Source organism: Streptomyces sp. NPDC056580, assembly GCF_042793175.1.
Taxonomy (GTDB): Bacteria; Actinomycetota; Actinomycetes; order Streptomycetales; family Streptomycetaceae; genus Streptomyces.
Map to the genome: position 1 here is coordinate 430567 of NZ_JBHTVE010000002.1, position 25789 is coordinate 456355.

The 25789-nt window shown below is 72.9% G+C and carries 25 protein-coding genes; 13 read left to right on the forward strand and 12 right to left on the reverse strand.

Features of this window, described 5'->3' with window-relative positions:
• Positions 1–40 precede the first annotated feature (40 nt).
• From ACFQ9Z_RS05690 to ACFQ9Z_RS05700, 3 genes are all read left to right on the forward strand, one after another.
• Positions 41–1036: a small ribosomal subunit Rsm22 family protein gene (locus ACFQ9Z_RS05690; RefSeq protein ID WP_383011150.1), complete on the forward strand. Its 996-nt coding sequence runs from the start codon at positions 41–43 to the stop codon at positions 1034–1036.
• Between the two features lie 26 nt (positions 1037–1062).
• On the forward strand, positions 1063–1677 hold the full coding sequence (locus ACFQ9Z_RS05695; protein WP_383011154.1) for a TetR/AcrR family transcriptional regulator: 615 nt from the start codon (positions 1063–1065) through the stop codon (positions 1675–1677).
• A gap of 116 nt (positions 1678–1793) precedes the next feature.
• Positions 1794–2522, forward strand: coding sequence for a bifunctional DNA primase/polymerase (locus ACFQ9Z_RS05700; RefSeq protein WP_383011157.1), 729 nt, complete (start codon positions 1794–1796; stop codon positions 2520–2522).
• Positions 2523–2553: 31 nt separating this feature from the next.
• Here the strand turns inward: ACFQ9Z_RS05700 and ACFQ9Z_RS05705 are convergent, their stop codons facing one another.
• The 4 genes from ACFQ9Z_RS05705 to efeO form a co-directional block, all read right to left on the reverse strand.
• Complete coding sequence (locus ACFQ9Z_RS05705; RefSeq protein WP_383011160.1) at positions 2554–3546, reverse strand: hypothetical protein; 993 nt, start codon at positions 3544–3546, stop codon at positions 2554–2556.
• Positions 3547–3635: 89 nt separating this feature from the next.
• The gene (gene efeU / locus ACFQ9Z_RS05710) at positions 3636–4508 is read right to left on the reverse strand and encodes an iron uptake transporter permease EfeU (RefSeq protein WP_383011163.1); all 873 of its coding nucleotides are present in this window, start codon (positions 4506–4508) and stop codon (positions 3636–3638) included.
• Between the two features lie 3 nt (positions 4509–4511).
• A complete protein-coding gene (gene efeB, locus ACFQ9Z_RS05715; RefSeq protein ID WP_383011166.1) occupies positions 4512–5786 on the reverse strand; it encodes an iron uptake transporter deferrochelatase/peroxidase subunit in 1275 nt (424 codons plus the stop codon).
• A gap of 16 nt (positions 5787–5802) precedes the next feature.
• Positions 5803–6939 carry an iron uptake system protein EfeO gene (efeO, locus tag ACFQ9Z_RS05720; protein WP_383011169.1) on the reverse strand — a complete coding sequence of 379 codons (1137 nt, stop codon included), beginning with the start codon at positions 6937–6939 and terminating at the stop codon, positions 5803–5805.
• 185 nt (positions 6940–7124) lie between these two features.
• Between efeO and ACFQ9Z_RS05725 the strand changes: the two genes are divergently transcribed.
• Entirely contained in the window at positions 7125–7814 is a 690-nt protein-coding gene (locus ACFQ9Z_RS05725) for a PhzF family phenazine biosynthesis protein (RefSeq protein WP_383011172.1), read from the forward strand.
• Here the strand turns inward: ACFQ9Z_RS05725 and ACFQ9Z_RS05730 are convergent.
• Together ACFQ9Z_RS05730 and map are read right to left on the reverse strand one after the other, a co-directional pair.
• Positions 7811–8479, reverse strand: a complete 669-nt coding sequence (locus ACFQ9Z_RS05730) for a heme oxygenase (biliverdin-producing) (protein WP_383011175.1) — start codon at positions 8477–8479, stop codon at positions 7811–7813. The genes ACFQ9Z_RS05725 and ACFQ9Z_RS05730 overlap by 4 nt on opposite strands.
• Before the next feature lie 178 nt (positions 8480–8657).
• The gene (gene map / locus ACFQ9Z_RS05735) at positions 8658–9515 is read right to left on the reverse strand and encodes a type I methionyl aminopeptidase (RefSeq protein WP_383011178.1); all 858 of its coding nucleotides are present in this window, start codon (positions 9513–9515) and stop codon (positions 8658–8660) included.
• A gap of 58 nt (positions 9516–9573) precedes the next feature.
• Between map and ACFQ9Z_RS05740 the strand changes: the two genes are divergently transcribed.
• A complete protein-coding gene (locus ACFQ9Z_RS05740) occupies positions 9574–9810 on the forward strand; it encodes a hypothetical protein (RefSeq protein ID WP_383011181.1) in 237 nt (78 codons plus the stop codon).
• 1 nt (position 9811) lies between these two features.
• On the opposite strand, the gene ACFQ9Z_RS05745 is transcribed toward ACFQ9Z_RS05740, so the two are convergent.
• The gene (locus ACFQ9Z_RS05745; protein WP_383011184.1) at positions 9812–11089 is read right to left on the reverse strand and encodes an MFS transporter; all 1278 of its coding nucleotides are present in this window, start codon (positions 11087–11089) and stop codon (positions 9812–9814) included.
• Positions 11090–11151: 62 nt separating this feature from the next.
• A complete protein-coding gene (locus ACFQ9Z_RS05750) occupies positions 11152–11745 on the reverse strand; it encodes a hypothetical protein (protein WP_383011187.1) in 594 nt (197 codons plus the stop codon).
• Between the two features lie 141 nt (positions 11746–11886).
• Between ACFQ9Z_RS05750 and npdG the strand changes: the two genes are divergently transcribed.
• Entirely contained in the window at positions 11887–12600 is a 714-nt protein-coding gene (npdG, locus tag ACFQ9Z_RS05755) for an NADPH-dependent F420 reductase (RefSeq protein ID WP_383011190.1), read from the forward strand.
• A 24-nt stretch (positions 12601–12624) separates the two neighbouring features.
• Positions 12625–12867: a hypothetical protein gene (locus tag ACFQ9Z_RS05760; protein ID WP_383011836.1), complete on the forward strand. Its 243-nt coding sequence runs from the start codon at positions 12625–12627 to the stop codon at positions 12865–12867.
• On the opposite strand, the gene ACFQ9Z_RS05765 is transcribed toward ACFQ9Z_RS05760, so the two are convergent.
• Entirely contained in the window at positions 12857–13657 is an 801-nt protein-coding gene (locus ACFQ9Z_RS05765) for a site-2 protease family protein (RefSeq protein ID WP_383011194.1), read from the reverse strand. The genes ACFQ9Z_RS05760 and ACFQ9Z_RS05765 overlap by 11 nt on opposite strands.
• Before the next feature lie 107 nt (positions 13658–13764).
• Between ACFQ9Z_RS05765 and ACFQ9Z_RS05770 the strand changes: the two genes are divergently transcribed.
• Together ACFQ9Z_RS05770 and ACFQ9Z_RS05775 are read left to right on the forward strand one after the other, a co-directional pair.
• Complete coding sequence (locus ACFQ9Z_RS05770; RefSeq protein ID WP_383011197.1) at positions 13765–14244, forward strand: DUF6578 domain-containing protein; 480 nt, start codon at positions 13765–13767, stop codon at positions 14242–14244.
• A gap of 14 nt (positions 14245–14258) precedes the next feature.
• Complete coding sequence (locus ACFQ9Z_RS05775; protein ID WP_383011200.1) at positions 14259–17558, forward strand: BTAD domain-containing putative transcriptional regulator; 3300 nt, start codon at positions 14259–14261, stop codon at positions 17556–17558.
• Positions 17559–17569: 11 nt separating this feature from the next.
• On the opposite strand, the gene ACFQ9Z_RS05780 is transcribed toward ACFQ9Z_RS05775, so the two are convergent.
• The 3 genes from ACFQ9Z_RS05780 to panB all read right to left on the reverse strand — a co-directional run bounded on the left by ACFQ9Z_RS05780 (position 17570) and on the right by panB (position 20510).
• Positions 17570–18445: an ABC transporter permease gene (locus tag ACFQ9Z_RS05780; RefSeq protein WP_383011203.1), complete on the reverse strand. Its 876-nt coding sequence runs from the start codon at positions 18443–18445 to the stop codon at positions 17570–17572.
• The gene (locus tag ACFQ9Z_RS05785; RefSeq protein WP_383011206.1) at positions 18442–19467 is read right to left on the reverse strand and encodes an ATP-binding cassette domain-containing protein; all 1026 of its coding nucleotides are present in this window, start codon (positions 19465–19467) and stop codon (positions 18442–18444) included. Before ACFQ9Z_RS05785 ends, ACFQ9Z_RS05780 begins: the two co-directional genes overlap by 4 nt.
• A gap of 176 nt (positions 19468–19643) precedes the next feature.
• Positions 19644–20510, reverse strand: a complete 867-nt coding sequence (gene panB / locus ACFQ9Z_RS05790; RefSeq protein ID WP_383011209.1) for a 3-methyl-2-oxobutanoate hydroxymethyltransferase — start codon at positions 20508–20510, stop codon at positions 19644–19646.
• 215 nt (positions 20511–20725) lie between these two features.
• Between panB and ACFQ9Z_RS05795 the strand changes: the two genes are divergently transcribed.
• The 4 genes from ACFQ9Z_RS05795 (at position 20726) to ACFQ9Z_RS05810 (ending at position 25574) form a co-directional block, all read left to right on the forward strand.
• Positions 20726–22312, forward strand: coding sequence for an MFS transporter (locus tag ACFQ9Z_RS05795; protein WP_383011212.1), 1587 nt, complete (start codon positions 20726–20728; stop codon positions 22310–22312).
• Positions 22313–22396: 84 nt separating this feature from the next.
• On the forward strand, positions 22397–23032 hold the full coding sequence (locus tag ACFQ9Z_RS05800) for a TetR/AcrR family transcriptional regulator (protein WP_383011215.1): 636 nt from the start codon (positions 22397–22399) through the stop codon (positions 23030–23032).
• A gap of 182 nt (positions 23033–23214) precedes the next feature.
• Complete coding sequence (locus ACFQ9Z_RS05805) at positions 23215–24264, forward strand: endonuclease/exonuclease/phosphatase family protein (RefSeq protein ID WP_383011219.1); 1050 nt, start codon at positions 23215–23217, stop codon at positions 24262–24264.
• Between the two features lie 95 nt (positions 24265–24359).
• Positions 24360–25574 (forward strand): MFS transporter, encoded by a 1215-nt coding sequence (locus ACFQ9Z_RS05810; protein WP_383011222.1) that lies wholly within the window; start codon positions 24360–24362, stop codon positions 25572–25574.
• Positions 25575–25789 lie beyond the last annotated feature (215 nt).

Here is a 25789-nt window from a genome sequence, read left to right on the forward strand (position 1 = left end):
CCCGGGCGGGCCCCCTCCGGACAGCTGAGAGAATCGCCGGGTGAACGCCCCAGCCTCCCCAGCCGACGCCCTCCGCGCCTCCGTGGCCGCGCTGCTCGACGGGCTTCCGCCCACGCAGGCCGCCGCGGCCGTGGAACGGCTGATCGCCAGCTACCGGGGCGACACCCCCACCCACGCCCCGATCCTGCGCGACCGCGCCGACGTGGCCGCGTACGCCGCCTACCGGATGCCCGCCACCTTCGAGGCGGTCCGCTCGGCGCTCGAGGCGTTCGCGGACACCGTGCCGGGTTGGGCGCCCGGCAGCCACACGGACGTCGGCGGCGGCACCGGCGCGGCGACCTGGGCGGTCACCGCCACCTGGGAGGGGACGCGGCCGGTGACCGTGCTCGACTGGGCCGAACCCGCGCTCGCCCTCGGCCGGGAGATCGCCGCGGCCAACCCGGCCCTGCGCGACGCCCGCTGGGAGCGGGCCCGGATCGGCACGGCGCTCAGCCTCGGCCCCGCCGACCTCGTCACCGTGTCCTACGTCCTCAACGAACTCGCCGAGGCTGACCGGACCGCCCTCGTGGACGCCGCCGCGGCCGCCGCCCAGGCCGTCGTCATCGTGGAGGCGGGCACCCCGGCGGGCTACGAGCGCGTCATCGAGGCCCGCGACCGCCTGATCCGCGCCGGGTTCCGGGTGGCGGCGCCCTGCCCGCACAGCGCCGCCTGCCCCATCGCCCCCGGCACGGACTGGTGCCATTTCTCCGCCCGGGTCAGCCGCTCCTCGCTGCACCGGCAGGTCAAGGGGGGCTCCCTGGCGTACGAGGACGAGAAGTTCAGCTACGTGGCCGCCACCCGGCTGCCCGCCGAGCCGGCCCCGAACCGGGTGGTCCGGCGCCCGCAGATCCGCAAGGGGCAGGTACTGCTCGACCTCTGCGAGACGGAGGAGCGGCTGGGCCGCACGACGGTCACCAAGCGCCACGGCGGCCTGTACCGGGCGGCCCGGGACACCGACTGGGGCGACGCCTGGCCGCCCCGGGACCCCGCCGCCTGACCTCCCGGACTTGTTAGCGTCAGCCCATGGTCAAGAAGCCCGCCCCCGACGCCACCCGCCGCAGCGAGAAGTCCCGCCGGGCGATCTACGCCGCCGCCCTCGCCCTCGTCGGCGAGGCCGGCTACCGGAAGACCACCGTCGAGGGGATCGCCGCCCGCGCCGGGGTCGGCAAGCAGACCATCTACCGGTGGTGGTCGTCGAAGGCGGACGTGCTGCTGGAGGCGTTCCTGGACCTCGGCGAGCAGGCGGCGCAGGCGGCCGGCCAGCAGCCGTACACCCTCCCCGACACCGGCGACCTCGCCGCCGACCTCAAGACGGTGCTGCGGGCCACCGTGGACGAGCTGCTCGACCCGCGCTTCGAGGCCCCCGCCCGCGCGCTGGCCGCCGAGGGCCTGGTCGACGAGCAGCTCGGCCGCGAGTTCGTCGGCAAGCTCCTCGAACCCCAGCTCCAGCTCTACGTCGACCGGCTGCGCTCGGCGCAGGAGACCGGCGCGGTACGCCCCGACGTCGACCCGCGCATCGGCCTCGAGCTCTTCGTCTCCCCGCTGGCCCAGCGCTGGCTGCAGCGCACCGGCCCGATCACCCATGACTACACGGACACCCTCGTCGACTACGCACTGCACGGCCTGGCCCCGCGCTGACCTCCTGTGCGGTGCGTCTCGTCCGGTTTCTCCGGAAGGCCCCGGTGACACCCCGAAGAGCGGGAGAATGGGGCGATGAGGCATGCTGTCCGCACCAGGCGAGGCGAAGGGGACAGATGAGCGCGACGTTCGGCGGCCATGGCGGCCGGCAGGGCAGACTCACCCAGTGGCTGCGTGGACGCCGCCCGAAGGAGACCGCCGACCCCGGCGGCCGTGAGGCCCTGCTGCTCTCCGCCGCCGCGGCGGGCCTGCCGCTCGCGCCCGCCGCGCACCCGGGGGCCGGCTACGGCTGCTCCTGCGACCGCGTCGGCTGTCCCACCCCGGCCCGGCACCCGGTGTCGTTCGCCTGGCAGACCCAGTCCACCACCGACCGCGCCCAGATCGAGCGCTGGGCCCGGGACCAGCCGCAGGCCAACTTCATCACCGCCACCGGCATGGTGCACGACGTCCTGGACGTGCCCCTGGAGGCTGGCCGGGAGGCGCTGGAGCGGCTGCTGGACGCCGGTGTGGAGGTCGGGCCGGTCGCCGAGAGCGACGACGGCCGCATGCTGTTCTTCACCCTCACCCGGGGCACCCCCGAGGACGAGGACGAGTGGTGGCCCTGCGAGCTGGACTGCCATCCCGAGACCATGGACGAGCACCCCGGCCTGCGCTGGCACTGCCGCGGCTCCTACGTCCTCGTGCCGCCCGCCAGGCTGCCCGGCGACGGGGAGCGGGGGCTGCGCTGGCTGCGCGGCCCGGAGCACCCGCTGCCGGAACCGCTGAGCCTGCTGGAGGTGCTGACCGACGCCTGCGCCCGCCACACCGGCGACCCCGCGGGCACCGCCTGGCCCCCGCGGCACTGAGCCCGCGCGGCGTCCGCGGCCGTGCGGCCGGCTACTCGCCCTGCGCCGCCGTCAGCCCCTGGACCCGCCCCAGCACCGACACCCGGCCGCCGCCCGCCGGATCCAGGGCGGCCTCGTTGGCGACGATCTCCAGCGTCAGCGACTGCTTGATCTCGCCCTTGGTCAGGGCCTGCACATCGCGGTTCGGGGCCGGCACCGACGTGCCCGCGGCCGCGGTCTGCTTCTCGTAGTGGTGCGTGGTGAAGAACACCAGCGCCCCGCCGTCCGCGGTGCGCAGCGCGAGCGGCGCGTAGTCCCCGCCGGTCAGCGGCTCGTCGATGAACTGCCGGACCAGACCAGGCCGTTTCGCCAGCTTCTTGCGGTTCGCGCGCAGGGTGCTGGTGTACGGGCCGTCCGCGAAGGCGTTCCCGCCGCTCTTCAGATGGCTCGCGTAGCCCTTGCTCAGCTCGGCGGGCGGCACGGCCAGGCCCTTGGCGCCGGCCGGCACGGCCTCTGCCCAGCCGTCCGCGTCCTTCTTGAACTCCGGTACGTCACCGGGCGCGACCAGCGTCAGGTACGCCACCTGCCACGGCTCGGCGAGGGCGTTCCGGGTGAACACCAGCAGCCAGCGGGCGTCGCCGCCCTTGTTGGCCTTGGCGTCCGCCACGAACCAGCGCGGCCACCCGGCCTTCTTCGGGATGGTGAACTTCGCGTCCGTCAGCTCCAGCGGCGAGTGGTTCGCGTTGCCCGACGGGCTGTTGGCGTGCCCCGCCGTCAGCCGGGCGCCGTCGATGTCGGCGAGGGCGCCGGTGACGTGCTTCGCGTCCAGGGAGCGGTCGTAGGCCTTGTCGGCCCTGTTGTAGGCGTCCGTGAACTGCCGCAGGGCCCGGGCGGCCTCGGCGCGGCCGGCGGCCGGCAGCACCTCGCGCTCCCCGTGCACCACCATGCATCCGCTCGCCGTCAGCGACAAAGCGGTCAGCGAGGCCGCTATCAGTGCGTTCCGGTCACGCCTGCGAAGCCCGCGACGACTGCGATCCCTGCTCATGAGGTGCCTTCACCCTCCCCTTCCCGGAGGCGAACCCTACCGGGACGGGAAGGCGCGCGGACGGCCGGTTCCCCTGCCGTGCCGTCCCGTTACTCGGACGCCGGCACCTTGCCGCCGGCGGCGGCCGGCGCGGCGCTCCGGCCGCCCCGCAGCCGGGCGCGGAACTCCGGCGTGATCAGGAAGACGGCCAGCGTCGGCACCAGGTAGAGCGCCCACACCGTGAGCTGCACGACCGTCGGGTCCGGCTGGAAGTTGAGCACGCCCTTGAGCAGGGTGCCGTACCAGCTGTCCGGCGGGATGGCGCCGCTGATGTCGAAGGCCAGGTGGTTGATGCCCGGGATCCAGCTCGCCTCCTGCAGGTCGTGGAAGCCGTACGCCAGCACGCCCGCCGCGACCACGACCAGCATGCCGCCGGTCCAGGTGAAGAACTTCGCCAGGTTGATCTTCAGCGCGCCCCGGTAGAACAACCAGCCCAGGAGGACGGCCGTGGCCAGGCCCAGGGCCACGCCGACCAGCGGGCGCGGGGTGCCGTCGCTCGCCGCGTGCACCGAGGCCCACACGAACAGGGCGGTCTCCAGGCCCTCCCGGCCGACGGCCAGGAACGCGGTGGCGACCAGCGCGCCGGTGCCCATCGCGAGGGCGGCGTCCAGCTTGCCGTGCAGCTCCGACTTCAGGTGCCGGGCTGTGCGCCGCATCCAGAACACCATCCAGGTCACCAGGCCCACGGCGATGACGGACAGCGAGCCGCCGAGCGCCTCCTGCGCCTGGAACGTCATCTCCTGGGAGCCGAACTCGAGGGCGAAGCCGAAGCCCATCGCGATGGCGATGGCGATGCCGATGCCGATCCAGATCGGCTTCAGGGCGTCCCTGCGGCCGGTCTTGACCAGGTAGGCGATCAGGATGCAGACGACGAGCGACGCCTCCAGGCCCTCCCGCAGACCGATCAGGTAGTTGGAGAACACGGGCTACGCCTCCTTCTGGAACAGCGAGCGCCCCCACCAGTCGCCGGAGTCCCGGACGCCGGGGGGTACCGCGAAGACCGCCGAACCCACGTGCTGGATGTACTCGTTGAGCGCGTCGTGCGCGGACAGCCTGCGCTGCAGCGGGATGAACCCCTTGCGCACGTCCCGCTGGTAGGCGAGGAAGAACAGGCCCGCGTCCAGGCGCCCGAGGCCGTCGGTGCCGTCCGTGAAGGAGTAACCGCGGCGCAGGATGGTGATGCCGTCGTTTGAGTCGGGGTGCGCGAGCCGCACGTGCGAGTCCGGCTTCAGCGCCTTCAGGAACGGCTCGTCGTGCTCCTTGGCCTTGCCGACCGGGGCGCCCTCGCGCTTGTCGCGGCCGAAGACGTCCTCCTGCTCCTGCAGCGAGGTCCGGTCCCAGGTCTCGATGTTCATGCGGATGCGCCGGGCGACCAGGTAGGACCCGCCGGTCATCCAGTCCGGTCCGTCGCCGTCGCCGACCCAGACGAACTTCTTCAGGCGGTCGCCCTCGGTTCCCGCGATGTTGCGGGTGCCGTCCTTGAACCCGAACAGGTTGCGCGGGGTGTGGGCGCCCGGGGTGGTCGAGGAGGTCTTGCCGAAGCCGAGCTGCGACCAGCGGATGGCGACCTTGCCGAAGCCGATCCGGGCCAGGTTGCGGATGGCGTGCACGGCGACCTGCGGGTCGTCCGCGCAGGCCTGGATGCACAGGTCGCCGCCGGTGCGGGACCTGTCCAGGTTGTCGCCGGGGAAGGCGGGCAGGTCGACCAGGGCCTCGGGGCGCCGGTCGCGCAGGCCGAACTTCTCGAAGAAGGACGGCCCGAACCCGATGGTCAGGGTCAGCCGGGACGGCTTCAGTCCGAGCGCCTCGCCGGTGTCGTCGGGCGGCGCCTCGGCGAGCCCGCCGAAGGCGCCCTCGCCGACGGTCTTCCCGGCGCTCATCCGCCGGGCCGCCGCCGTCCAGTCCTTCAGCAGCTGCACGAACGCTTCGCGGTCGTCGGTCTTCACGTCGAAGGCGGCGAAGTGCAGCCGGTCCTGCACGGGGGTGGCGATGCCGGCCTGATGGGCGCCGTGGAACTCCACCGCTCCGCCCGACTCGGCGGCGGGGTCGCCGTCGTCGCCCGCCTTGGCCATCGCCATCCCGCCGCCGGCCGCGGCGGCCCCGAGCGCCAGCCCGGCGCCTCCCCAGCCGATCAGCGCCCGGCGCGACGGGCTGCCGCCGCCGGCCTCGTGCTCCTGCGGGGTCTCCTGGGTCTCGGTCATCGCCCTGTCACCCCGCTCACTTCACGACCGCGGCGGCGAGCTTGGACAGCGGCTCGGCGAGCGCGTTCACCGCGTCCGAGAGCTCCTTGCGCTGCTCGCCGGTGACCTTGTCGTAGGAGGTGAACTCGTAGGAGTCCTTGCCGGAGCGGTACTTGTCGAGCACGCCGTTCAGGGCGGTGAACTGCTTGTCCAGCTCCTTGGCCAGCGCCGGGTCGTTCTTGGCGGCGACCGGCTTCAGCAGCTCGTAGGCCTTCTGCGCGCCCTCGACGTTGCCCTTGAAGTCGACCAGGTCGGTGTGGGCGTAACGGTCCTCCTCACCGGTCACCTTGCCGGTCGCGACCTCGTCCAGCAGCTCCTTGGCGCCGTTGGCCATGGAGGACGGGGTGATCTCCGCCTTGCCGACCCGCTTCTGCCAGTCCTCGAGGTCGGTGACGAGCTGATCGGCGAGGGTCTTCTCCTCGGCGCCGATCTTCCTGTCCTTCCACAGGGCCTTCTCCAGCCGGTGCCAGCCGGTCCACTTCTGGCCCTCCTCGAGGCCGTCCTCGCGGACGTCGACCTTGGGGTCGATGTCGCCGAAGGACTCGGCGACCGGCTCGGTGCGCTCCCAGCCGAGGCGGGAGAGCGGGTACGCCTTCCTGGCGGCCTCGATGTCGCCGGCCTTGACCGCCTTCACGAAGGTCTCGACGCGCGGCAGCGTCTCGTCGGCCTGGTCCTGCGCGTACTGGCGGTAGTCGGCGACCGCCTTGTCCAGCCCGGGGTCGCGCTGGGCCGTCCTGCCGCCGCCGGTGACGGTGAGCTTCTGCCGGACGCCGTGGCCCTTCATGCCGGGGCGGCAGGCGATCTCGTACGTACCGGCCTTCACCTCGGCGGTCAGCGTGTACTTCGTGCCCGGGCCGATGTTCTCCTTCTCGGAGACGATCCGGTCGTCCGGGAAGACGATCTCGACCTCGGTTGCCTTGGAGCCCTTGTTCTCTATCTTCAGCGTGACGTGGCCGGCCGGCACGGACTTGGCCGAGGTGTCGCATCGGGAGTCGGCGGCGGTGACCTCGATGGCCTTGCCGTCCCCCGAGTCGCTCTTGGCGGTGCAGGCCGAGAGCGCGGTCAGGGCGGCCACGGTGGCGGCGGCGGTGACGGTCGGTCGGACGGCTCGCATGCAGGCTCCAGGCGGATCTGGTGTGGTGAGGCTGACCTAACATAACTGAGGCTTACCTCAGCGATACACACCCGGGTCGTGATTCGGCTCTCACGGAAGGATCACAGGCACGGCTTGGTCTCGGCACATCGAACGGGATGCCATCGGAAGGTAAAGGGCAGGTCAAGGGGTGATTCAATCTCCTCGTGACTGACTACGACGTACTCCGCGTCTTCTGCGGACCCGGTGGCGGCTACGGCAACGAACTGGGTGTCGTCCGGGACGGATCGGTGCTGCCCGAGCGGGACGACCGGCAGGCGCTGGCCGCCAAACTCGGCTTCAGCGAGACCGTGTTCGTGGACGACCCCGAGCGCGGGGTGATCGACATCTACACGCCCACCCTGCGCCTGCCCTTCGCCGGTCACCCCTGCGTCGGCACGGCCTGGCTGCTGGACGTGCCCGAACTCGTCACGCCCGCCGGGGTGGTGGGCGCCCGGCTGGACGGCGAGTTCACCTGGATCGAGGCCCGCGCGGAGTGGGCCCCGCCGCGCACCCTGCGCCGGTACGGCACCGCCGCGGAGGTGGAGGCGCTGGACGTGCCGCCGCCCGGCGAGTGGATCTACGCCTGGGCCTGGGAGGACGAGGCGGCCGGCCGGGTCCGGGCCCGCGCCTTCCCCGGGCGAATCGATGAGCGCGGCGGGAGCCGCTCCGGTGGAGCCGGTGCGTGCACCGGGGGCATCGACGAGGACGAGGCGACGGGGGCCGCGGCGCTGCTGCTCACCGAGGAACTGGGCCGCGCCCTGAACATCACCCAGGGCAGGGGCTCCCAGATCCTCACCGCGCCCCAGCCGCACGGCTGGGTGGAGGTCGGCGGCCGGGTCGTCCTCGAACACTAAGGGCTGTCCGACAGGCCCTGGGCGCTGCGCGCGAACTCCTCACCCAGGGCCTGGAAGACGGCGGTGTTGAGGGCGAACGCCCGCTTGCACTCCGCCACGATGCACTGCCGCTCCAGCTCGTCCGCGTCGACCCCGTCCAGCCGCTGCCGGTAATCCCGCTTGAACGCGGCGGGGTTGGGGATGTCCTCGAAGACGTAGAAGCGGACCCCGTCGCCCTTGCGCGCGAAACCCCAGGTCCGCTCCGCCCGGTCCCGGATGATCTGACCGCCGGACAGATCGCCCAGGTAGCGGGTGTAGTGGTGGGCTACGTAACCGCCGGGCCAGCGCTCGGCGCACTCCCGGACCCGCTCCGCGTACGCCTCGGTCGCGGGCAGGGCGGACGCCTCCTCGCGCCAGCGCGGGCCGCGCAGATGCGCCAGGTCGCGCTCCAGCTCGGGCAGCCGCAGCAGCTCGGGCCGGACGAAGGGCCCGGCCACCGGGTCCGCCGCCAGCCGCCCGGCCGCGCTCTCCAGTGCCTCGTAGACGAACCAGAGCTGCTCGGTGTAGCGCGCGTACGCGGCCACGCCCAGCCGGCCGCCGAGCAGGTCGCCCATGAACGACGAGGTCTCCGCCGCCACGTGCTGCTGGTGCGAGGCGGTGCGGATGACGGTCGAGAACGGCTCCATGGACACTCCCCGGACTCCGGCAGGCGGCGTTTTGCCGACCTGTTGTCGGCAAGGTTACCGACAGGGTGTCGGAAAGGCGCCGGCGGGCCGGAGGAAGCGGCGGCGGGAGCGTCCGGACGGCGAAAGGCCCGCCCTCACCAGGTGGGGGCGGGCCTTCAGGGGGTCCGGGCGGTCCGGGTCACGGCAGGGTCAGGATGTCCGCGCCCGTCTCGGTCACCACCAGGGTGTGCTCGAACTGCGCGGTGCGCCTGCGGTCCTTGGTCACGACGGTCCAGCCGTCGTCCCACATGTCGTACTCGTGCGTCCCCAGCGTCAGCATCGGCTCGATGGTGAAGGTCATGCCCGGCTGCATCACCGTGGTCGCGTGCGGGCTGTCGTAGTGCGGGATGATCAGGCCGGAGTGGAACGACGAGCTGATGCCGTGACCGGTGAAGTCCCGCACCACGCCGTAGCCGAAGCGCTTGGCGTAGGACTCGATGACCCGCCCGATGACGTTGATCTGCCGGCCCGGCCTGACCGCCTTGATGGCGCGGTTGAGGGACTCCCGGGTCCGCTCCACCAGCAGCCGCGACTCCTCGTCCACGTCCCCGACGAGGTACGTGGCGTTGTTGTCGCCGTGCACCCCGCCGATGTACGCGGTGACGTCCAGGTTGACGATGTCACCGTCCCTGAGGACCGTCGAGTCCGGGATGCCGTGGCAGATGACCTCGTTGACGCTGGTGCACAGGGACTTGGGGAAGCCGCGGTAACCGAGCGTCGAGGGGTAGGCGCCGTGGTCGCACATGTACTCGTGCGCGGCCTTGTCCAGCAGGTCGGTGGTGACGCCGGGCGCGATGAGCTTCGCGGCCTCCTCCATCGCCTGCGCGGCGATGCGCCCGGCGACGCGCATCGCCTCGATCGTCTCGGGGGTCTGCACCTCCGGACCGGTGTACGGCGCCGGCGCGGGCTTGCCGACGTACTCGGGTCGGCGGATGTTCCCGGGTACCGGACGGGTGGGGGAGAGCTCCCCTGGTACGAGCAGCGACTGGCCAGACATGCCAGCGAGTCTATCCAGCGGACATCGGGGAATATGAGCGTGGCGAGAGGAGCCGTCCATGGCCTTGTTCAAGAAGCGCACCGCCGGCAAGCCGGGCGAGTGGTACTACTGCCTGGAGCACAAGAAGGTCGAGGAGGGCCCGGACTGCCCGGGCAAGGACCGCTTCGGGCCCTACGCCGGCCCGCAGGAGGCGCAGCGCGCGATGGAGACCGCGCAGGAGCGCAACCTCGAATGGGAGAACGACCCGCGCTGGCACGACGCCACGGCGGGCGGCCGGGACGCCGACGAGGACTGACTCACACCGGCGCCGACGCGGTGGCTGCGCGCTGCTCGCGCAGCCGCACCGCGTGCTCGTTGGTCCTGGCGTCGTACGCCGTCAGTCCCGGCAGGCACAGGGCCAGCAGCCCCATCGCGCCCACGCACAGCACCCCGCCCGACCACACGGACGCCCTCACGCCCGCCCATGCCGCGAGGCCGCCGGAGCGCACCTGCCCGAGCTGCGGGCCCACCGAGTACGACAGCAGCTCGATGCCGGCGAGCCGGCCGCGCAGCTCGTCGGGGATCGTCTGGTTCCACATCGCCCCCCGGAAGATCCCGCTGACCATGTCGCAGCCGCCCGCGACGGTCAGGAGCAGCAGCACCAGCCAGACCTCGCCCGCCATTCCCGCGGCCGCGACCGCCAGGCCCCACAGGGCCGCCGACAGCACCACCATCCGGCCGTGCCGGTGCACCCGTGAGGTCCAGCCGCTGGTCAGGCTGACCAGCAGCGCGCCCAGCGGGAAGGTGGCGTACATCAGCCCGAGCGCCCACTCGGCGTGCAGTTCGTCGGCGAGGAACGGCAGCACGGCGAGCGGCATGGCGAGGAACATCGCCGCCAGGTCCACCGCGTAGGTGCCGAGGAGTTCCTTGCGGCTCCAGGCGTAGCGGGCGCCCTCCGCGACGGCCCGCAGATCCGGCTTCGCCGCCTGGTGCGAGGCGGGGGAGGGGGCGATGCGGACGACGAACACCAGCGACACGGCGAACGTCAGCAGGTCGGCGGCGTACGCCCAGCCGAGGCCCGCGTAGGCGACGACCACGCCCGCGACCGCCGGGCCGGCCACCCCGCCGACCGTCCAGCGCAGGGAGTTCAGCGAGGCCGCGGCCGGCAGGTGTTCGTGGGCGACGATCCGCGGGAGCAGGGAGTCCAGGGCCGGGCGCTGGACGGAGACGAGCGCGGAGGACAGGGCGGCGATCAGGTACAGCGGCCAGACGGCGGGGCGCGGCAGGAGCGCGTCGATCAGCAGGGCGGCGCTGAGCAGGCCCTGGCCGGCCTCCGTCCACACGATCAGCCGGCGCTTGTCGAGGGCGTCGGCGAGCGCGCCGCCGTACAGGCCGAAGACGATCAGCGGCACCAGTTCCACGGCGCCGATCGCGCCGACGGCCGCCGCCGAGCCGGTGAGGTCCTTGAGCTGGACCGGGAGCGCCACGAAGGTCAGGAAGCTGCCGAAGTTGCTGACCAGGCCGGAGGCCCAGAGCCTGCGGAAGTCGGCGGAGGCCTTCCAGGGGGCGAGATCGGGGAGGAGAGCTTTGGGCACCCGGGCATGCTGCGCGGGGGCCGGGCCGGTGGGCAACCGGTTTTCCGCCGGCCCGGTCCGCCTCACCAGGGAGCGGCGGGCGGCGCCGTCAGGATGTCCGCCAGCCGGGACAGCCGGTCCCGGAACCCGCGCCGCACCCGCGGCGAGGTGTTCTCGCCTGCCGCCGCGCTCACCAGGTGCTGCACGCTGTCCAGGTCCAGTTCCGCGCCCTCGGGCACGGCCAGCGCGTCGTGCGCCATCGCGGCCAGCTCGCCGTCGCCCGCGCCGAGCGCCAGCACCGTCACCCCGGCCCGGCGGGCCTCGTGCACCCGCTCCAGCAGATCCGCCGGCTCCTCGGGGGCGACCACGAGCAGCGTCTCGCCGCGCCGGGCCGCCTCGATCCGGCCGGGCCCGACGGCCAGGTGGGCGGGGTCGGCGGGGCGTGCGTGGTGCCGGACCAGCGTGGGGGCCAGCTCGGGCGTGCCCGACCAGGCGGCCTCGTCCACCAGGTGCGCGGCCAGGTGCCAGGGCTCGTACTCCGGCGTGCCGACCAGCAGCAGCCCGCCCCCGTGCGACACCACCGACCCGCGCAGCACCCCCGCGAACCGCCGGGTCGCCCCCAGCCACTCGGTCCCGGCGAGCACTTCGCGCAGCAACGCGACACGTACGGCGTCCATGCGGCCGCATCCTGCCGCAACCCTCGGCCCGTCACCCGTAGTTCGCCCCTGATTCGCCCGACCCGGGGACACGGCGGCCGGCCGCCCTCCTGTGACTCGCCCGGGCCGGTGCCGTGGCCCGTGCGGACGTAGAGTCGGCCCATGACCTCTACCGACAGCGCACAGACTCCCGCCAAGGCCCCCGCGAAGGACCCCTGGGACCTGCCCGACGTCTCCGGGCTGGTCGTCGGCGTGCTCGGCGGCACCGGCCCGCAGGGCAAGGGCCTCGCCCACCGGCTCGCCCGGGCCGGCCAGAAGGTGATCATCGGCTCCCGGGCCGTCGAGCGGGCCCGGGCCGCCGCCGGGGAACTGGGGAACGGCGTCGAGGGCGCCGACAACGCCGAGACCGCGCGCCGCAGCGACATCGTGATCGTCGCCGTGCCCTGGGAGGGCCACGGCGATATCCTCGAGTCGCTGCGCGCGGAGCTGGCCGGCAAGCTCGTCGTGGACTGCGTCAACCCGCTCGGCTTCGACAAGAAGGGCGCCTACGCCCTGAAGCCCGAGGAGGGCAGCGCCGCCGAGCAGGCCGCCGCGCTGCTGCCGGACTCCCGGGTCACCGCCGCCTTCCACCACCTGTCCGCCGTGCTGCTCCTGGACCCGGAGATCGAGCGGATCGACACCGATGTGATGGTGCTCGGCGAGGACCGGGCCGACGTGGAGACCGTGCAGGCGCTGGCCGGCCGCATCCCCGGCATGCGCGGCGTCTTCGCCGGGCGGCTGCGCAACGCCCACCAGGTGGAGTCGCTGGTCGCCAACCTGATCTCCATCAACCGCCGGTACAAGGCGCACGCAGGGCTCCGCGTCACCGACGTGTGAGCCGACGCGAGAGCCGTGACGGGCGTGGGGGACACTGGTGGTCGTAGCAGTGTCCCCCGCAAGGAGCCGACCCCCATGCCCCGCATCGCCCTGTACACCCTCGTCGTCTGCGTGCTCGCCGTCGCCGCCGCGGTCGTCTCGTTCGTCCAGGGCAGCTGGCTGGGCGTCGTCTGGGTGCTTCTGGCGGGCCTCTCGTCCAACATGACCTGGTACTACGTCAAGCGCGGCCGCGCCGCCGCGGGGCAGGGCAAGTCGGTCACGAGCTGATCACGCACAGCTCCGGGGTCTCGCGCCAGAAGCGGTACAGCTCGCGGCCGCACGCCTGGGAGAAGTCGTCGACCCCGAGGCCGCGCAGGATCGCGTCGATGGCGTCGAAGAACGCGATGTTCACCGACGGCACCCACAGCAGCGCGAACACGAACAGCAGCCCGAACGGGGCGAACGGCTCCACCTGCCGCTTCACGCCGTACGACAGCCACGGCTCGATCACCCCGTAGCCGTCCAGGCCCGGCACCGGCAGGAAGTTCAGAATCGCCGCCGTGACCTGGAGCAGGGCGAGGAAGGCCAGCGCGTACCGGAAGTCGCGGGGGACGCCGTCCAGCGCGTGCAGCCAGAAGGGCGCCGTGCACACCGCGGCGAACAGCACGTTCGTCAGCGGGCCGGCCGCCGAGATCAGGCTGTGCCGCCAGCGGCCCCGGATCCGGCCGCGCTCGATGAACACCGCGCCGCCGGGCAGACCGATCCCGCCCATGATCACGAACACCACGGGCAGCACGATGCTCAGCAGCGCGTGCGTGTACTTCAGCGGGTTGAGGGTGAGGTAGCCCTTCTCGCCCACCGAGACGTCGCCGGAGTGCAGCGCGGTGCGGGCGTGCGCGTACTCGTGCAGGCACAGGGAGACGATCCAGGCCGCCGTCACGAACAGGAACACCGCGACACCCGGCTGCTCGGCGAAGCCGGTCCAGGTGGCCCAGCCGGTCACCGCCGTCACGGCCAGGATGCCGACGAAGACGGGACTGACGCGGCGCTCGCCGCGGCTGGTGGTGGCGGTGGTCATGGGCGGCTCCTGTGGAACGGGGCGGTCGGGAAGGCCGACCGTACCGGGCGGCGGACACGCCGGGAAAACGCTTAGCGGCCGTCGTCGGGTTCCTGGATGGTGGACGAATGGCACTGAAGAGGGTGTTCTACGAGGAATGGCAGATGGGCTGCTGCGGCGAGCCGTTCTCGGTGGGCGACGAGATCCGCTGGCCGCTGGTCGCCTTCGACGAGGAGCGGCCGCGGGACGGCGGCCGCCACGGCGCCGAGGCCTGGGTGGAGAACCACGGGGACACCACCCGCCTCACCACCGGCCGGGTCCGCGCCATCGACCTGGTGCACCAGGAGTTCACCGTCGACCTGGACCTGCGCGACCTCGGACGCGCCGCACCGCCGTACGGCAAGGTCACCCTCCTGCCCTCGGGAAGCTCCCCGCGGCCGGTGCCCGGCTCGGTGACGTTCGAGCCCGTCGACCACTGCCCGAAGTGGTTCGAGGAGGAGGACTACGCACCGCCCCAGGGCCCGCACCGCGTGCGGCGGGTACTCGGCGCCCTCGTCGCCCTGGAGGTGCCGGACGGCGCACCGCGTGCACCCGGTGACCGGCGCTGAGCCCTCCGGAGAGAATGGACCCCGTGCGCTATCGCCTCCTCGGAACCACCCAGGCCCTCCGCCCCGACGGCACGCCCGTCCCGGTCGGCGGAGCGCGGCTGCGCGCCCTGCTCAGCGTGCTCGCGCTGCGGGCCGGCCGTACCGTACCCGCGGGCGTCCTGGTGGACGAGGTGTGGGGCGCCGACCCGCCCGCCGACGCGGCCGGCGCGCTGCAGGCGCTGATCGGCCGGCTGCGCCGGGCGCTCGGCGCCTCCGCCGTGGCCTCCGCCGAGGGCGGCTACCGGCTCGTGGCCACCGCCGACGACGTCGACCTCGACCGCTTCGACCGGCTGACCGGCGAGGGGCTCGGCGCCCTGGCCGACGGCGACCCGGCCAAGGCCGCCGCCGTCCTGGACGACGCGCTCGCCCTGTGGCGCGGGCCCGTCCTCGCCGACCTGCCCGACCGCACCGCCGAGGCGGCCCGCTGGGAGACCCGCCGCCTGGACGCCCTGCGCGCCCGGCACACCGCCGCCCTCGCCCTCGGCCACGCCGAGCGGTCGCTGCCCGAGCTGGCCGCGCTGTGCGACAGCCACCCTCTGGACGAGCCGCTGCAGGCGCTGCGGCTGCGGGCGCTCAGGGACCTGGGCCGCCCCGCCCAGGCGCTGGCCGCCTACGACGAGGTACGGCAACTGCTCGCCGACCGGCTCGGCTCCGACCCGGGGCCCGAGCTGCGCGCGCTCCACGCCGCGCTGCTGCTCAGCGAGGGCGCCGAAACCGGGGCCGCGGCGCCCGCCGCAGCGCCGGAACCCGGCCGCACGCCGCCCGCCGCCGCGCTCGGCAACCTGCCGGCCCGGCTCACCTCCTTCGTCGGCCGCGAGCCGGACATCGCGGCCATCGGCGCCGATCTGGGTTCCGCCCGGCTGGTGACCCTGCTCGGGCCCGGCGGAGCCGGGAAGACCCGGCTGTCCCAGGAGGCCGCGGAGTCGGTGCGGCACACCGCCCGGGACGGGGTGTGGCTGGCGGAACTGGCGCCCGTGGACGACCCGGACGCCGTACCGCAGGCCGTGCTGACCGCGATCGGCGCCCGCGAGACCGTGCTGCACGGCGCCGGCGCCGAGAGCATGCGCGCCGTCGCCGACCGGCACGACGACCCGGTCGAGCGGTTGGTGGAGCACTGCGCCCGGCGCCGGATGGTGCTGATCCTGGACAACTGCGAGCACGTCGTCGAGGCCGCCGCCCGGCTCGCCGGGCGCCTGCTCGCGCACTGCCCGGGGCTGACCCTGCTCGCCACCAGCCGGGAACCGCTGGGCGTGCCGGGCGAGCTGGTACGGCCCGTGGAGCCGCTGCCCGAGCCGGTCGCGCTGCGGCTGCTCGCCGACCGGGGCGCGGCGGCGCGGCCCGGGTTCCGTGTCGAGGACGACCCGGAGGCGTGCGCCGAGATCTGCCGGCGCCTCGACGGACTGCCCCTCGCCATCGAGCTGGCGGCCGCCCGGCTGCGCATGCTGACCCCCCGCCAGATAGCGGACCGGCTCGACGACCGCTTCCGGCTGCTCACCAGCGGCAGCCGCATCGTGCTGCCCCGCCAGCAGACCCTGCGCGCCGTCGTGGACTGGTCCTGGGACCTGCTCGACACCGACGAGCGCGACGTCCTCAGCCGGCTCTCGGTGTTCGCGGGCGGCTGCGACCTGGCCGCCGCCGAGGCCGTCTGCGGCCCGGTCGCCCTGGACGCGCTCGGCTCCCTGGTCGACAAGTCCCTGGTGGTGGCCGCGCCCTCGGCGGACGGCCAGATGCGCTACCGCCTGCTGGAGACCGTCGCCGAGTACGCGGCCGAACGGCTGGACGAGACCGGGCGCCGCGACGAGGCCGAACGCGCCCACCTGACGTACTACCGCGAACTCGCCCGCACCACCGACCCGTTGCTGCGCGGCCCGGAGCAGCGCGCCGCCGTCGACCGGCTCCAGCTCGAGTACGAGAACGTGCGCACCGCCCTGCGGCACGCCATCGCCGGGCGGGACGAGCAGGAGGCGCTCTGCATCATCCACGGCCTGATCTGGTACTGGCAGATGCGCGACCTGCGCGTCGAGGCCCGCAACCTGTGCCGTGAGGTCATGGCGCTGGGCCCCGACCCGTTCGAGGAGCCCGTGCGCCGTGCCGCACCGGTGTGGCAGCGCTGCACCGACACCCCGCCCCCCTACACCGGCGAACTGCTGGACGAGGCCCGGCGCGGGCTGCACCTGGCCCATCTGGCCTGCATGGACACGGAACTGGACACCTGGCAGACCCCCGCGGCCCAGGCCAAGTTGCGCGCCATCACCCAGGTCTACGAACCCGGCATGCCGCAGACCTGCCGCGCCCCGGGCATGCTCTGGTTCTTCGCCGAGCTGCTGACCGGCGGCGCCGACCGGCTGCGCACCATCCTCGACTCCTGCGTCCGCACGTGCCGGGAGACCCCCGGGTTCGAGTGGGAACTGGCCGGCACCCTGCAGATGCGCGCCAACATCCTGGCCAACCGCACCGAGTGGGCGGGCGACGCCACCCGCGACGCCGACGAGGCGCTGGAGATCTTCGAGCGCCTCGGGGACGCCTGGGGCGCCGCCGAGGCGCTCTCCGCACGCGGCGAGTCACGCGAACGCAAGGGCGAGTACGAGGCCGCCGCCGCGGACTTCCGGGCGGCCATCGCGCACGCCGAGCGCCTCGGCGCCCGCGCCCAGACGGCGGTGCTCGCCATCCGCCTGGGCGCCACGCTGCTGGAGACGGGCGAGCCGGAGCAGGGCGAGCGCCTGCTGCGCGAGATCATCGAGCGCACGGACGGCACCAACAGCGAGGCGCTGCCCATGGCGCGCCTCTTCCTGTCCTCCCAGCTCTGCCTGAGCGGCCGGGTCGCGGAGGCGCGGGAACAACTGCGGCTGCTGCGCGAGGGCTTCGGCATCGCGCACTTCGTCGTCTTCGACGCCCTCATCCTCGGCCAGGAGGCCTGGGTGGACATCCTCGACGGCCGTGCCGAGGACGCCCTGGGCCGGATCCGCGGGGCGCTGGCGCGCGCCCGCGACCCGCTGTCCCTGGCCATCGCCCCGCAGTTGCAGCCCCTGTACCTGACCATCGCCTCGGCCGCCCTCGCCGAGGCCGACGGCGGCGGCCGCGCGGCCGACGCCGCCCGCTGCCTGGGCGCCGCCCACGCGCTGCTGCCCGCGGGCCATGTCACCACGACCGCCGAGCGGGCGACGCGCGACCACGCCGAGGGGGCCGTCCTCGCCGTCCTCGGCAGGGCGGCGTTCGAGGCCGCGTACGCCGAGGGCGGTGGCCTCTCCCTCGCGGAGGCCACCGCCCTGGTGTGACATCGCCGGCGTCAGCTCTTGGTGCGGAACTTGTGGATGGCGACCGGGGCCATCACCGCGGTGAGCCCCACCGACCAGATCAGCGTCACCCACAGGTCGTGCGCGACCGGGCCGCCCTCCATCAGGCCGCGCGCGGTGTCGGCCAGCGCGGAGAGCGGGTTGTAGTCGGTGAAGTTCCGCAGCCAGCCCGGCATCGAGGCGGTCGGCGCGAAGATCGAGGAGCCGAACTGCAGCGGCATCAGCACCAGGAAGCCCATCGCCTGCACGGACTGCGCGTTCTTCATGATCACGCCGAGGGTGAGGAACACCCACATCAGCGCCGATCCGAACACCACCGACAGGCCCACGGAGGCCAGCAGGCCGCCCCAGTCGTTGATGTCGTAGCCCACCAGGACGGCGACCACCATCAGCACCGCGGTCGCGAACAGCATCCGCATCAGCTCCACCGCGATCTTGGCGAAGAGCACGGATCCGCGTCCGATGGGCAGGGACCGGAAGCGATCCATGACACCGGAGTTGAAGTCCTGGTTGAAGCCGGTGCCCACGCCCTGGGCCATGTTCATGCCCATCATGGCCATGAGGCCCGGCACGACGTACTGGACGTACTGCTCCTGGCCGCCGCCCAGGGACTTGCCGATCGAGCCGCCGAAGACGTACACGAACAGCAGGGTGAAGATCACCGGGAACAGGATGGCATCGAACATCGACTCCGGGTCCTGCCGGATCCACAGCAGGTTGCGGCGGATGAGCGCGCCGGTGTGCCGCAGGTGCGCGCGGAACGAGATCGGGGTGTCGCCCTTGGGCCGGGCGGCCGTGGGGGGAGCGTCCGCAGGGGTGGCGCGGTGCGTCTCGGTCAGGGTGGCGGTGGGGGACGGCTGGGCGCTCATGCGGCGGCCTCCTCGGGGGAGTCGGCGGGCGTGGTGTCCTGCGGGGCGCTGGCGCGGTGGCCGGTGAGGGACAGGAACACCTCGTCCAGGCTGGGGAGTTCGGTGGTGATGGAGGAGATGGTGATGCCGCGCGCGGTGACCGCGCCGACCACCGCGGTGAGCTGCTCGTCGCTGAGGATGGGCACCAGCAGCGTGCCGGTCTCGAAGTCCACGGTGGTGGAGGCGAGCCCGGTGATGCCCAGCTCGTCCAGCATGTCGGCCAGCGGCCGCAGTTGCAGCGGGTCCACCGGCCGCACCCGCAGCGAGCGCCCGCCGACGCGGGCCTTCAGCTCCTCGATGCCGCCCTTCGCGATGACCTTCCCGCGGTCCACGACGGTCAGCTCGGAGGCGAGCTGCTCGGCCTCCTCCATGTACTGGGTGGTCAGCAGCACGGTGACACCGTCCCCGACCATGGTCTTGACCTCGTCCCACACCTCGTTGCGGGTGCGCGGGTCCAGCCCGGTGGTCGGCTCGTCCAGGTAGAGCACGGCGGGCCGGCCGATCATCGAGGCGGCGAGGTCGAGCCGCCGCCGCATACCGCCGGAGTAGGTCCCGGCAGGCCGCCGTGCGGCCTCCGTCAGTGAGAACCGCTCCAGCAGTTCGTCGGCCCGGGCGCGGGCCTCCTTGCGGGACAGGTCCAGCAGCCGCCCGATCAGGTACAGGTTCTCCCAGCCGGGGAGCTTCTCGTCCACGGAGGCGTACTGCCCGGTGAGCCCGATCACCCGCCGCAGCTGCCGGGGCTGGCGCACGACGTCGTAGCCGGCCACGACCGCCTCGCCGGCGTCCGGCGTGATCAGGGTGGACAGGATGCGTACCAGGGTGGTCTTCCCGGCGCCGTTCGGCCCGAGGACCCCCATCACGGTGCCCTCCCTGACGTCCAGGTCGACACCGTCCAGCGCCTTGGTCTCGCCGTAGTGCTTGACCAGTCCCCGTACGGTCACGGCGGGGCGTCCGCCGGCGGGGTTGTCATCGATTCGCGTCATGGACAAGACAGTGCCAGCCGCCACCGACAAACGGCCGACAGAGCGCCGACAGCCGCCTGCGAACCGCCGACAGCCGTTGCCGGCGGACCTCGCCGCCCACACGAGGCGGCAGCCCGCCGATGGGGGATGTCGGCGGGCTGCCTGGTGTTTCCGCAGTGGCTCGGTGGACGGAGCCGTCAGTGGACGGAGTGCTCCTCCGCGGGGAACGTCCCGCCGACGACGTCCTCGGCGAACGCCTTCGCCGCGTTGCCCATGACCTCACGCAGGTCCGCGTACTTCTTGACGAACTTCGGCACCCGGCCGGAGGTGAGACCGAGCATGTCGGTCCACACCAGCACCTGCGCGTCCGTCTCCGGCCCGGCGCCGATGCCGACGGTGGGGATGTGCAGCACCCGGGTCACCTCGGCCGCCAGCTCGGCCGGGACCAGCTCCAGGACGACGGCGAACGCGCCCGCGTCCTGCACCGCCTTCGCGTCCCGCAGGAGCTGCGCGGCCGCCTCCTCGCCGCGCCCCTGCACGCGGTAGCCCATCGCGTTGACGGACTGCGGGGTCAGCCCGATGTGGGCCATGACCGGGATGCCGGACTCCACCAGCAGGCGGATCTGCTCGTGCGAGCGCTCGCCGCCCTCCAGCTTCACCGCGCCGACCCCGGCCTCCTTCACCAGCCGGGTCGCCGAGCGCAGCGCCTGCACCGGGCCCTCCTGGTAGGAGCCGAACGGCAGGTCGGCGACGATCAGGGCGCGCTGGGTGCCGCGTACGACGGCCGCGGACAGCACGGCCATCTCGTCGAGGGTGACGGGCACGGTGGTCTCGTACCCGAGGTGGCAGTTGCCCGCCGAGTCGCCGACGAGCATCACCGGGATGCCGGCCTCGTCGAACACGGACGCGGTCATCGCGTCGTAGGCGGTGAGCATGGGCCACTTCTCGCCCCGCTCCTTGGCGAGGGCGATGTCGCGGACGGTGATGCGGCGGGTGCCCTTCCCCCCGTACAGCGCCTTGCTGCCGTCGGAAGGCTTGGTGCGGGCAGCCGAAAGCTGCGTCATTGCAACGGCTCCTTCGGTATCTCGAGGCGCCCTGACGGCGTCCCCGGATCGCCTCCATGGTGGCACCTGGTGCCGTCGAGGGCCAGGGGGACCCCCGGGTGATCCCGCCGAACGGCCCCGCCGGCGCGGAACGGAAGAGTCCGGTGCGTAAGACCTCGGTAAAGAAAATAAAATACGAGACGGTTCCGTATTGGAATGCCCCTAGGCTCGAACGCATGACAACATCCGTCCCTGCCTCCCGGATACCGGAAGCGGTGCACCGGCGCCGCTGGGCGATCCTCGGCGTGCTGATGCTGAGCCTGCTCATCGTGGTGCTCGACAACTCCATCCTGAACGTCGCCATCAAGACCATCTCGACCCCGGCGCCCACCGGCCTGGGCGCCACCCAGAGCGAGATCGAGTGGGCGATCAACAGCTACACCCTGGTCTTCGCGGGCCTGCTGTTCACCGCCGGTCTCATCGGCGACCGGCTGGGCCGAAAGAAGGTCCTGCTCGGCGGCATCGTGCTGTTCGGCATCGGTTCGGCCCTGGCGGCCGAGTCCGGCTCCCCGGGCCAACTCATCGCCTACCGCGCCGTGATGGCCCTCGGCGCCGCCTTCGTGATGCCGGCCACCCTGGCCGTGCTGATGAACGTCTTCGAGCGCGACGAGCAGCCCAAGGCCATCGGCATCTGGGCTGGCGGCGTCGGGCTCGGCATCGCCATCGGCCCGATCACCGGCGGCGCGCTCCTCGACCACTTCTGGTGGGGCTCGGTCTTCCTCATCAACGTGCCGATCGTGATCCTCGCGGTGGTCCTGATGGTGTGGCTGGTGCCCGACTCCCGCGACCCGAAGCCCGGCCGCCTCGACCCGGTCGGCGTGGTCCTGTCCGTCGTCGGCCTGGTGCTGCTGGTCTACGGCATCATCAAGGGCGGCGAGTTGGCCGACTTCACCGACGCCAAGGTGCTGGCGACGGTCATCGCCGGCCTCGCCGTGCTCACCGGCTTCGTGATCTTCGAGAAGCGCAGCGACCACCCGTCGCTCGACGTCACCTACTTCAAGAACAAGGTCTTCTCGGCCGCCATGGCCGCCATCGCGCTGGTCTTCTTCGCGCTGATGGGCGTCACGTTCTTCTCCGTGTTCTACATGCAGAGCGTGCGCGGCTACTCGCCGCTGCAGTCCGGTGTGATGATGCTGCCGCTGGCCGCCGCGCAGATGGTCTTCGCGCCGCGGGCCCGGCTGGTCGTCGAGCGGTTCGGCAACAAGGCCACCACCACCGCGGGCCTGGTACTGGTCGCGGCGACCCTGGCCGCGTTCGCCACCTTCCAGGCCGACACGCCCATCTGGCTGCTGGAGGTCGTCTTCTTCCTCATGGGCACCGGCATGGCGCACATCATGACGCCGACCTCCGTCGTCATCATGCAGGCCCTGCCCCGGGAGAAGGCCGGCTCCGCCTCCGCGCTGAGCAACACCTTCCGCCAGGTGGGCGGCGCACTCGGCATCGCCGTCCTCGGCTCGGTGCTCTCCACCGCCTACCGCAACGGCGTCGAGGGCAAGCTGAACGTGCTCCCGCCCGCCCTGCGGGACACCGCCGGCGAGTCCATCGAGGCCACCCTCGGCATCGCCGAGAAGCTCGGGCCGCGCGGACAGGCCCTGGTCACGCCCGCCAACGACGCCTTCCTGCACGCCATGCACGTCACCGCCCTGTGCGGTACGGGCGTCGCGCTCATCGGCGCCGTGGTGGTGGCACTGTTCCTGCCGGGCAGGCCGCCGGCCGGTCAGCAGGGCGAACGGGAGCCGCAGTTGGTGGCGGCCGCGGACTGACCGGGCGGACCACGGTCAGCGGTTCCACGGGGGAAGGAGGCGGCTGCGGGAGAATTCCCGCAGCACAGTGGAAGGACGGACGACGTGAGCCTTGCCGAAGGCCGGCCGCGGCCGGACGGCCCCGCACGGGGCCGTCCGCGCAGCGAAGCCGTGGAACGCGCCATCATCGAGGGCGTGATGAAGCTCCTGGAGGACGGCGTACCCCTCGCCGAGCTCTCCATCGAGCGCGTCGCGCGCACGGCCGGGGTCGGCAAGGCCACGATCTACCGCCGCTGGAGCGGCAAGGAGGAACTGTTCGTCGACGTCATCCGCGCCGCCGAACCCCCCGACCCGGAACTCCCCGGCACCTCCATGCGCGACGACCTCGTCGTCCTGGTGGAGGCGCTGCGCCGGCGCGGCCTCGTCAGCCGCTCCTCGGCGATCCTGCACAACGTGTACGCGCAGATGAAGTCCAGCCCCAAGATCTGGGTCGCGTACCACGCGAGCGTCATAGCGCCCCGGCGCGTGCTGGTCATGGATGTGCTGCGCCGCGGGCAGCGCAGCGGCGAACTCCGGCCGGACGTCGACCTGGACCTGGTCAACGACATGTTCGTCGGCCCCATGCTGGTCCGCTCCGTCATGCGCCCCGACGCCGATCTGCCCGAAGGGCTCTCCGAGCAGATCGTGGACGCGGTCCTGGAAGGACTACGCCCCGTCAGCCCCGCGGCTCCGCCGGCCTAATGTGCGCGTTTCGTCACAGACACCGCCGCTGTCCGGGGTAACCGGAACCCCGTGCGCCGCCCCGTTCGTCCTCGTCTTGCGTACGGCCGTCATGGGACGGCGGGAACGAGCCGATCATCCCCTAGGGTCGGAAGCAGCACGGGGGAACGACGGCGTGCACGGCAGTCAGTGAGGCAGACGGTATGGCGCAGCAGGCGTACATGACGGAGACGGACAACGGCGGCTCGGGGCCCGAGCGACCCGGATCCCGGCTTCGGCGCCTGGCGCACCGCCTCTTCGCCGACTGGCGCGGCGACCCGGGCATCTGGCGGCGGGGCATCGTGCTCGCCGCCCTCGCGCTGCTGCTCGCCCTGGTGATGCTGACGCACTCGCGCGTCCCCAACCGGGTGGGCAACCTCGGCAGTCTCACCGAGACCTTCCTGCCCTGGCTGGGGCTGGCCATTCCGGTGCTGCTGGTCCTCGGCCTGGTGCGCAGGTCGGCGACCGCCCTGATCACGGTGCTGCTCCCGGCGTTCGTGTGGCTGAACCTCTTCGGCGGCCTGGTCTCCGACAAGGCGGGACAGGGCGGCGACCTCATGGTGGCCACCCACAACGTCAACGCCGACAACCCCGACCCGGCCGCGACCGCCGAGGACGTCGCCTCCTCCGGCGCCGACCTGCTGGCCCTCGAGGAGCTGCCCGCCTCGGCCGTCCCGGTGTACGAGAAGGCGCTCGCGGCGACGTACAAGTACCACGCGGTGGTGGGCACGGTCGGCCTGTGGAGCAAGTACCCGATGAGCGACGTCACGGCCGTCGACATCAAGCTCGGCTGGAAGCGCGCGATGCACGCCCGGGTGACGACCCCCGAGGGCCCGGTCGCCGTCTACGTCGCCCACCTTCCCTCGGTGCGGGTCAAGATGGAGGCCGGGTTCACCGCCCGCCAGCGGGACAAGAGCGCCGACGCGCTCGGCGAGGCCATCGCCGACGAGACGCTGAAGCGGGTGGTGGTGCTCGGCGACCTCAACGGCACCATGAACGACCGCGCGCTGAACGCCGTCACCTCCCAGCTCCGCTCCACCCAGGGCGCGGCCGGCAGCGGCTTCGGGTTCAGCTGGCCGGCGTCGTTCCCGATGGCGCGGATCGACCAGATCCTGGTCAAGGGCGTCCAGCCGGAGAGCTCCTGGACGCTGCCGCGCACCGACAGCGACCACCTTCCGATCGCCGCCCGTGTGAACCTGGACACGTCCGCGTAACCGGCCGGAATGCTGCGCCCGGGAGACTTTGTTCCGAACCAGAACATACGCTGCGCACGGAACTCCGCTCTCCCTTCGAAAGGCACAGGCCCTCCATGCCCCTGGCCCTGCTCGCACTGGCCGTCGGCGCTTTCGGTATCGGCACCACCGAGTTCGTGATGATGGGGCTGCTCCCCGACGTCGCGGACGACCTGCACGTCTCCATTCCGGCCGCCGGGCACCTGGTCTCGGCGTACGCGCTTGGGGTGGTCATCGGGGCGCCGCTGCTGGCCGCCGTGACCGCCCGCATGTCCCGCCGCGCGGTCCTCATCGGCCTGATGGCCCTCTTCGTGGCGGGCAACGCGCTCTCCGCCTTCGCCCCGGGCGACGGCGCCCTGCTGGCCGCCCGCTTCCTCAGCGGCCTGCCGCACGGCGCGTTCTTCGGCGTCGGCGCGGTCGTCGCCACCGGCATGGTGGCGCCGGAGCGCAAGGCCCGCTCGGTGTCCCTGATGTTCCTCGGCTTGACCGTCGCCAACATCGCGGGCGTCCCCGCCGCCACGCTGATGGGCCAGCACCTGGGCTGGCGGGCCACCTTCCTCGGCGTGAGCGCGATCGGCCTGGCGGCGATAGCCTCGCTGGCCCTGCTGATCCCGCACGACCGGGCCGCCGCCTCCACGACCGGCCTGCGCGGCGAGCTGGCGGCGCTGCGGTCGGTGCCGGTGTGGCTGGCCCTGGGCACGACGGTGGCGGGCTTCGGCGCCCTCTTCGCCGCCTACAGCTACATCACCCCCATGCTCACGGACGCGGCGGGCTTCGCCGAGACGAACGTGACGCTGCTGCTGGCGCTGTTCGGCGTCGGCGCGACGGCCGGCAACCTGCTGGGCGGACGCCTCGCGGACCACTCCCTGCGCGGCACCCTCTTCGGCGGCCTCACCGCCCTCGCGGCGGTACTGCTGGCCTTCCCGGTGCTCATGCGGGCGGAGTGGAGCGCGGCCCTGTCCGTCGCCCTCCTCGGCATGGCCGCGTTCGTCACCGGCTCCCCCCTCCAACTCATGGTCATGGAGAAGGCCGCGTCGGCCCCCTCCCTCGCCTCCTCCGCAAACCAGGCGGCCTTCAACCTCGCGAACGCCGGCGGCGCCTGGATCGGCGGCCTCGCCCTGGCGGCGGGCTTCGGCCCGACGGCGCCCGCGCTGGCGGGAGCGGTCCTGGCGGTACTGGGCCTCGGCGTGGCGGGCGTGGCCTACGCGGTCGACCGCCGCCACGAGGTCGCCCACGAGGGCCGCGTGATCGCGACGCACGTGCCCGAGCAGACGGGGGCGCTGCACCGCTGAGCGGCGGCCGGACGGCATCGGGAGGCCCCCTTCATCAAGGGGGCCTTCCGACCGGTTTTCAGCGCGTTTCCCGCAAGGGGCCGCACCGTGATGGATCGTCCGTCGCGCCCTCGTCCTCATGCCACTGGGGAGGCGCCGAGACGACGAAGATCCTCAGACCGCCCCCCAGCAGGATCAGACGCCCGGGCTCACTTTCACCCCGTGGTCGAGGCCGA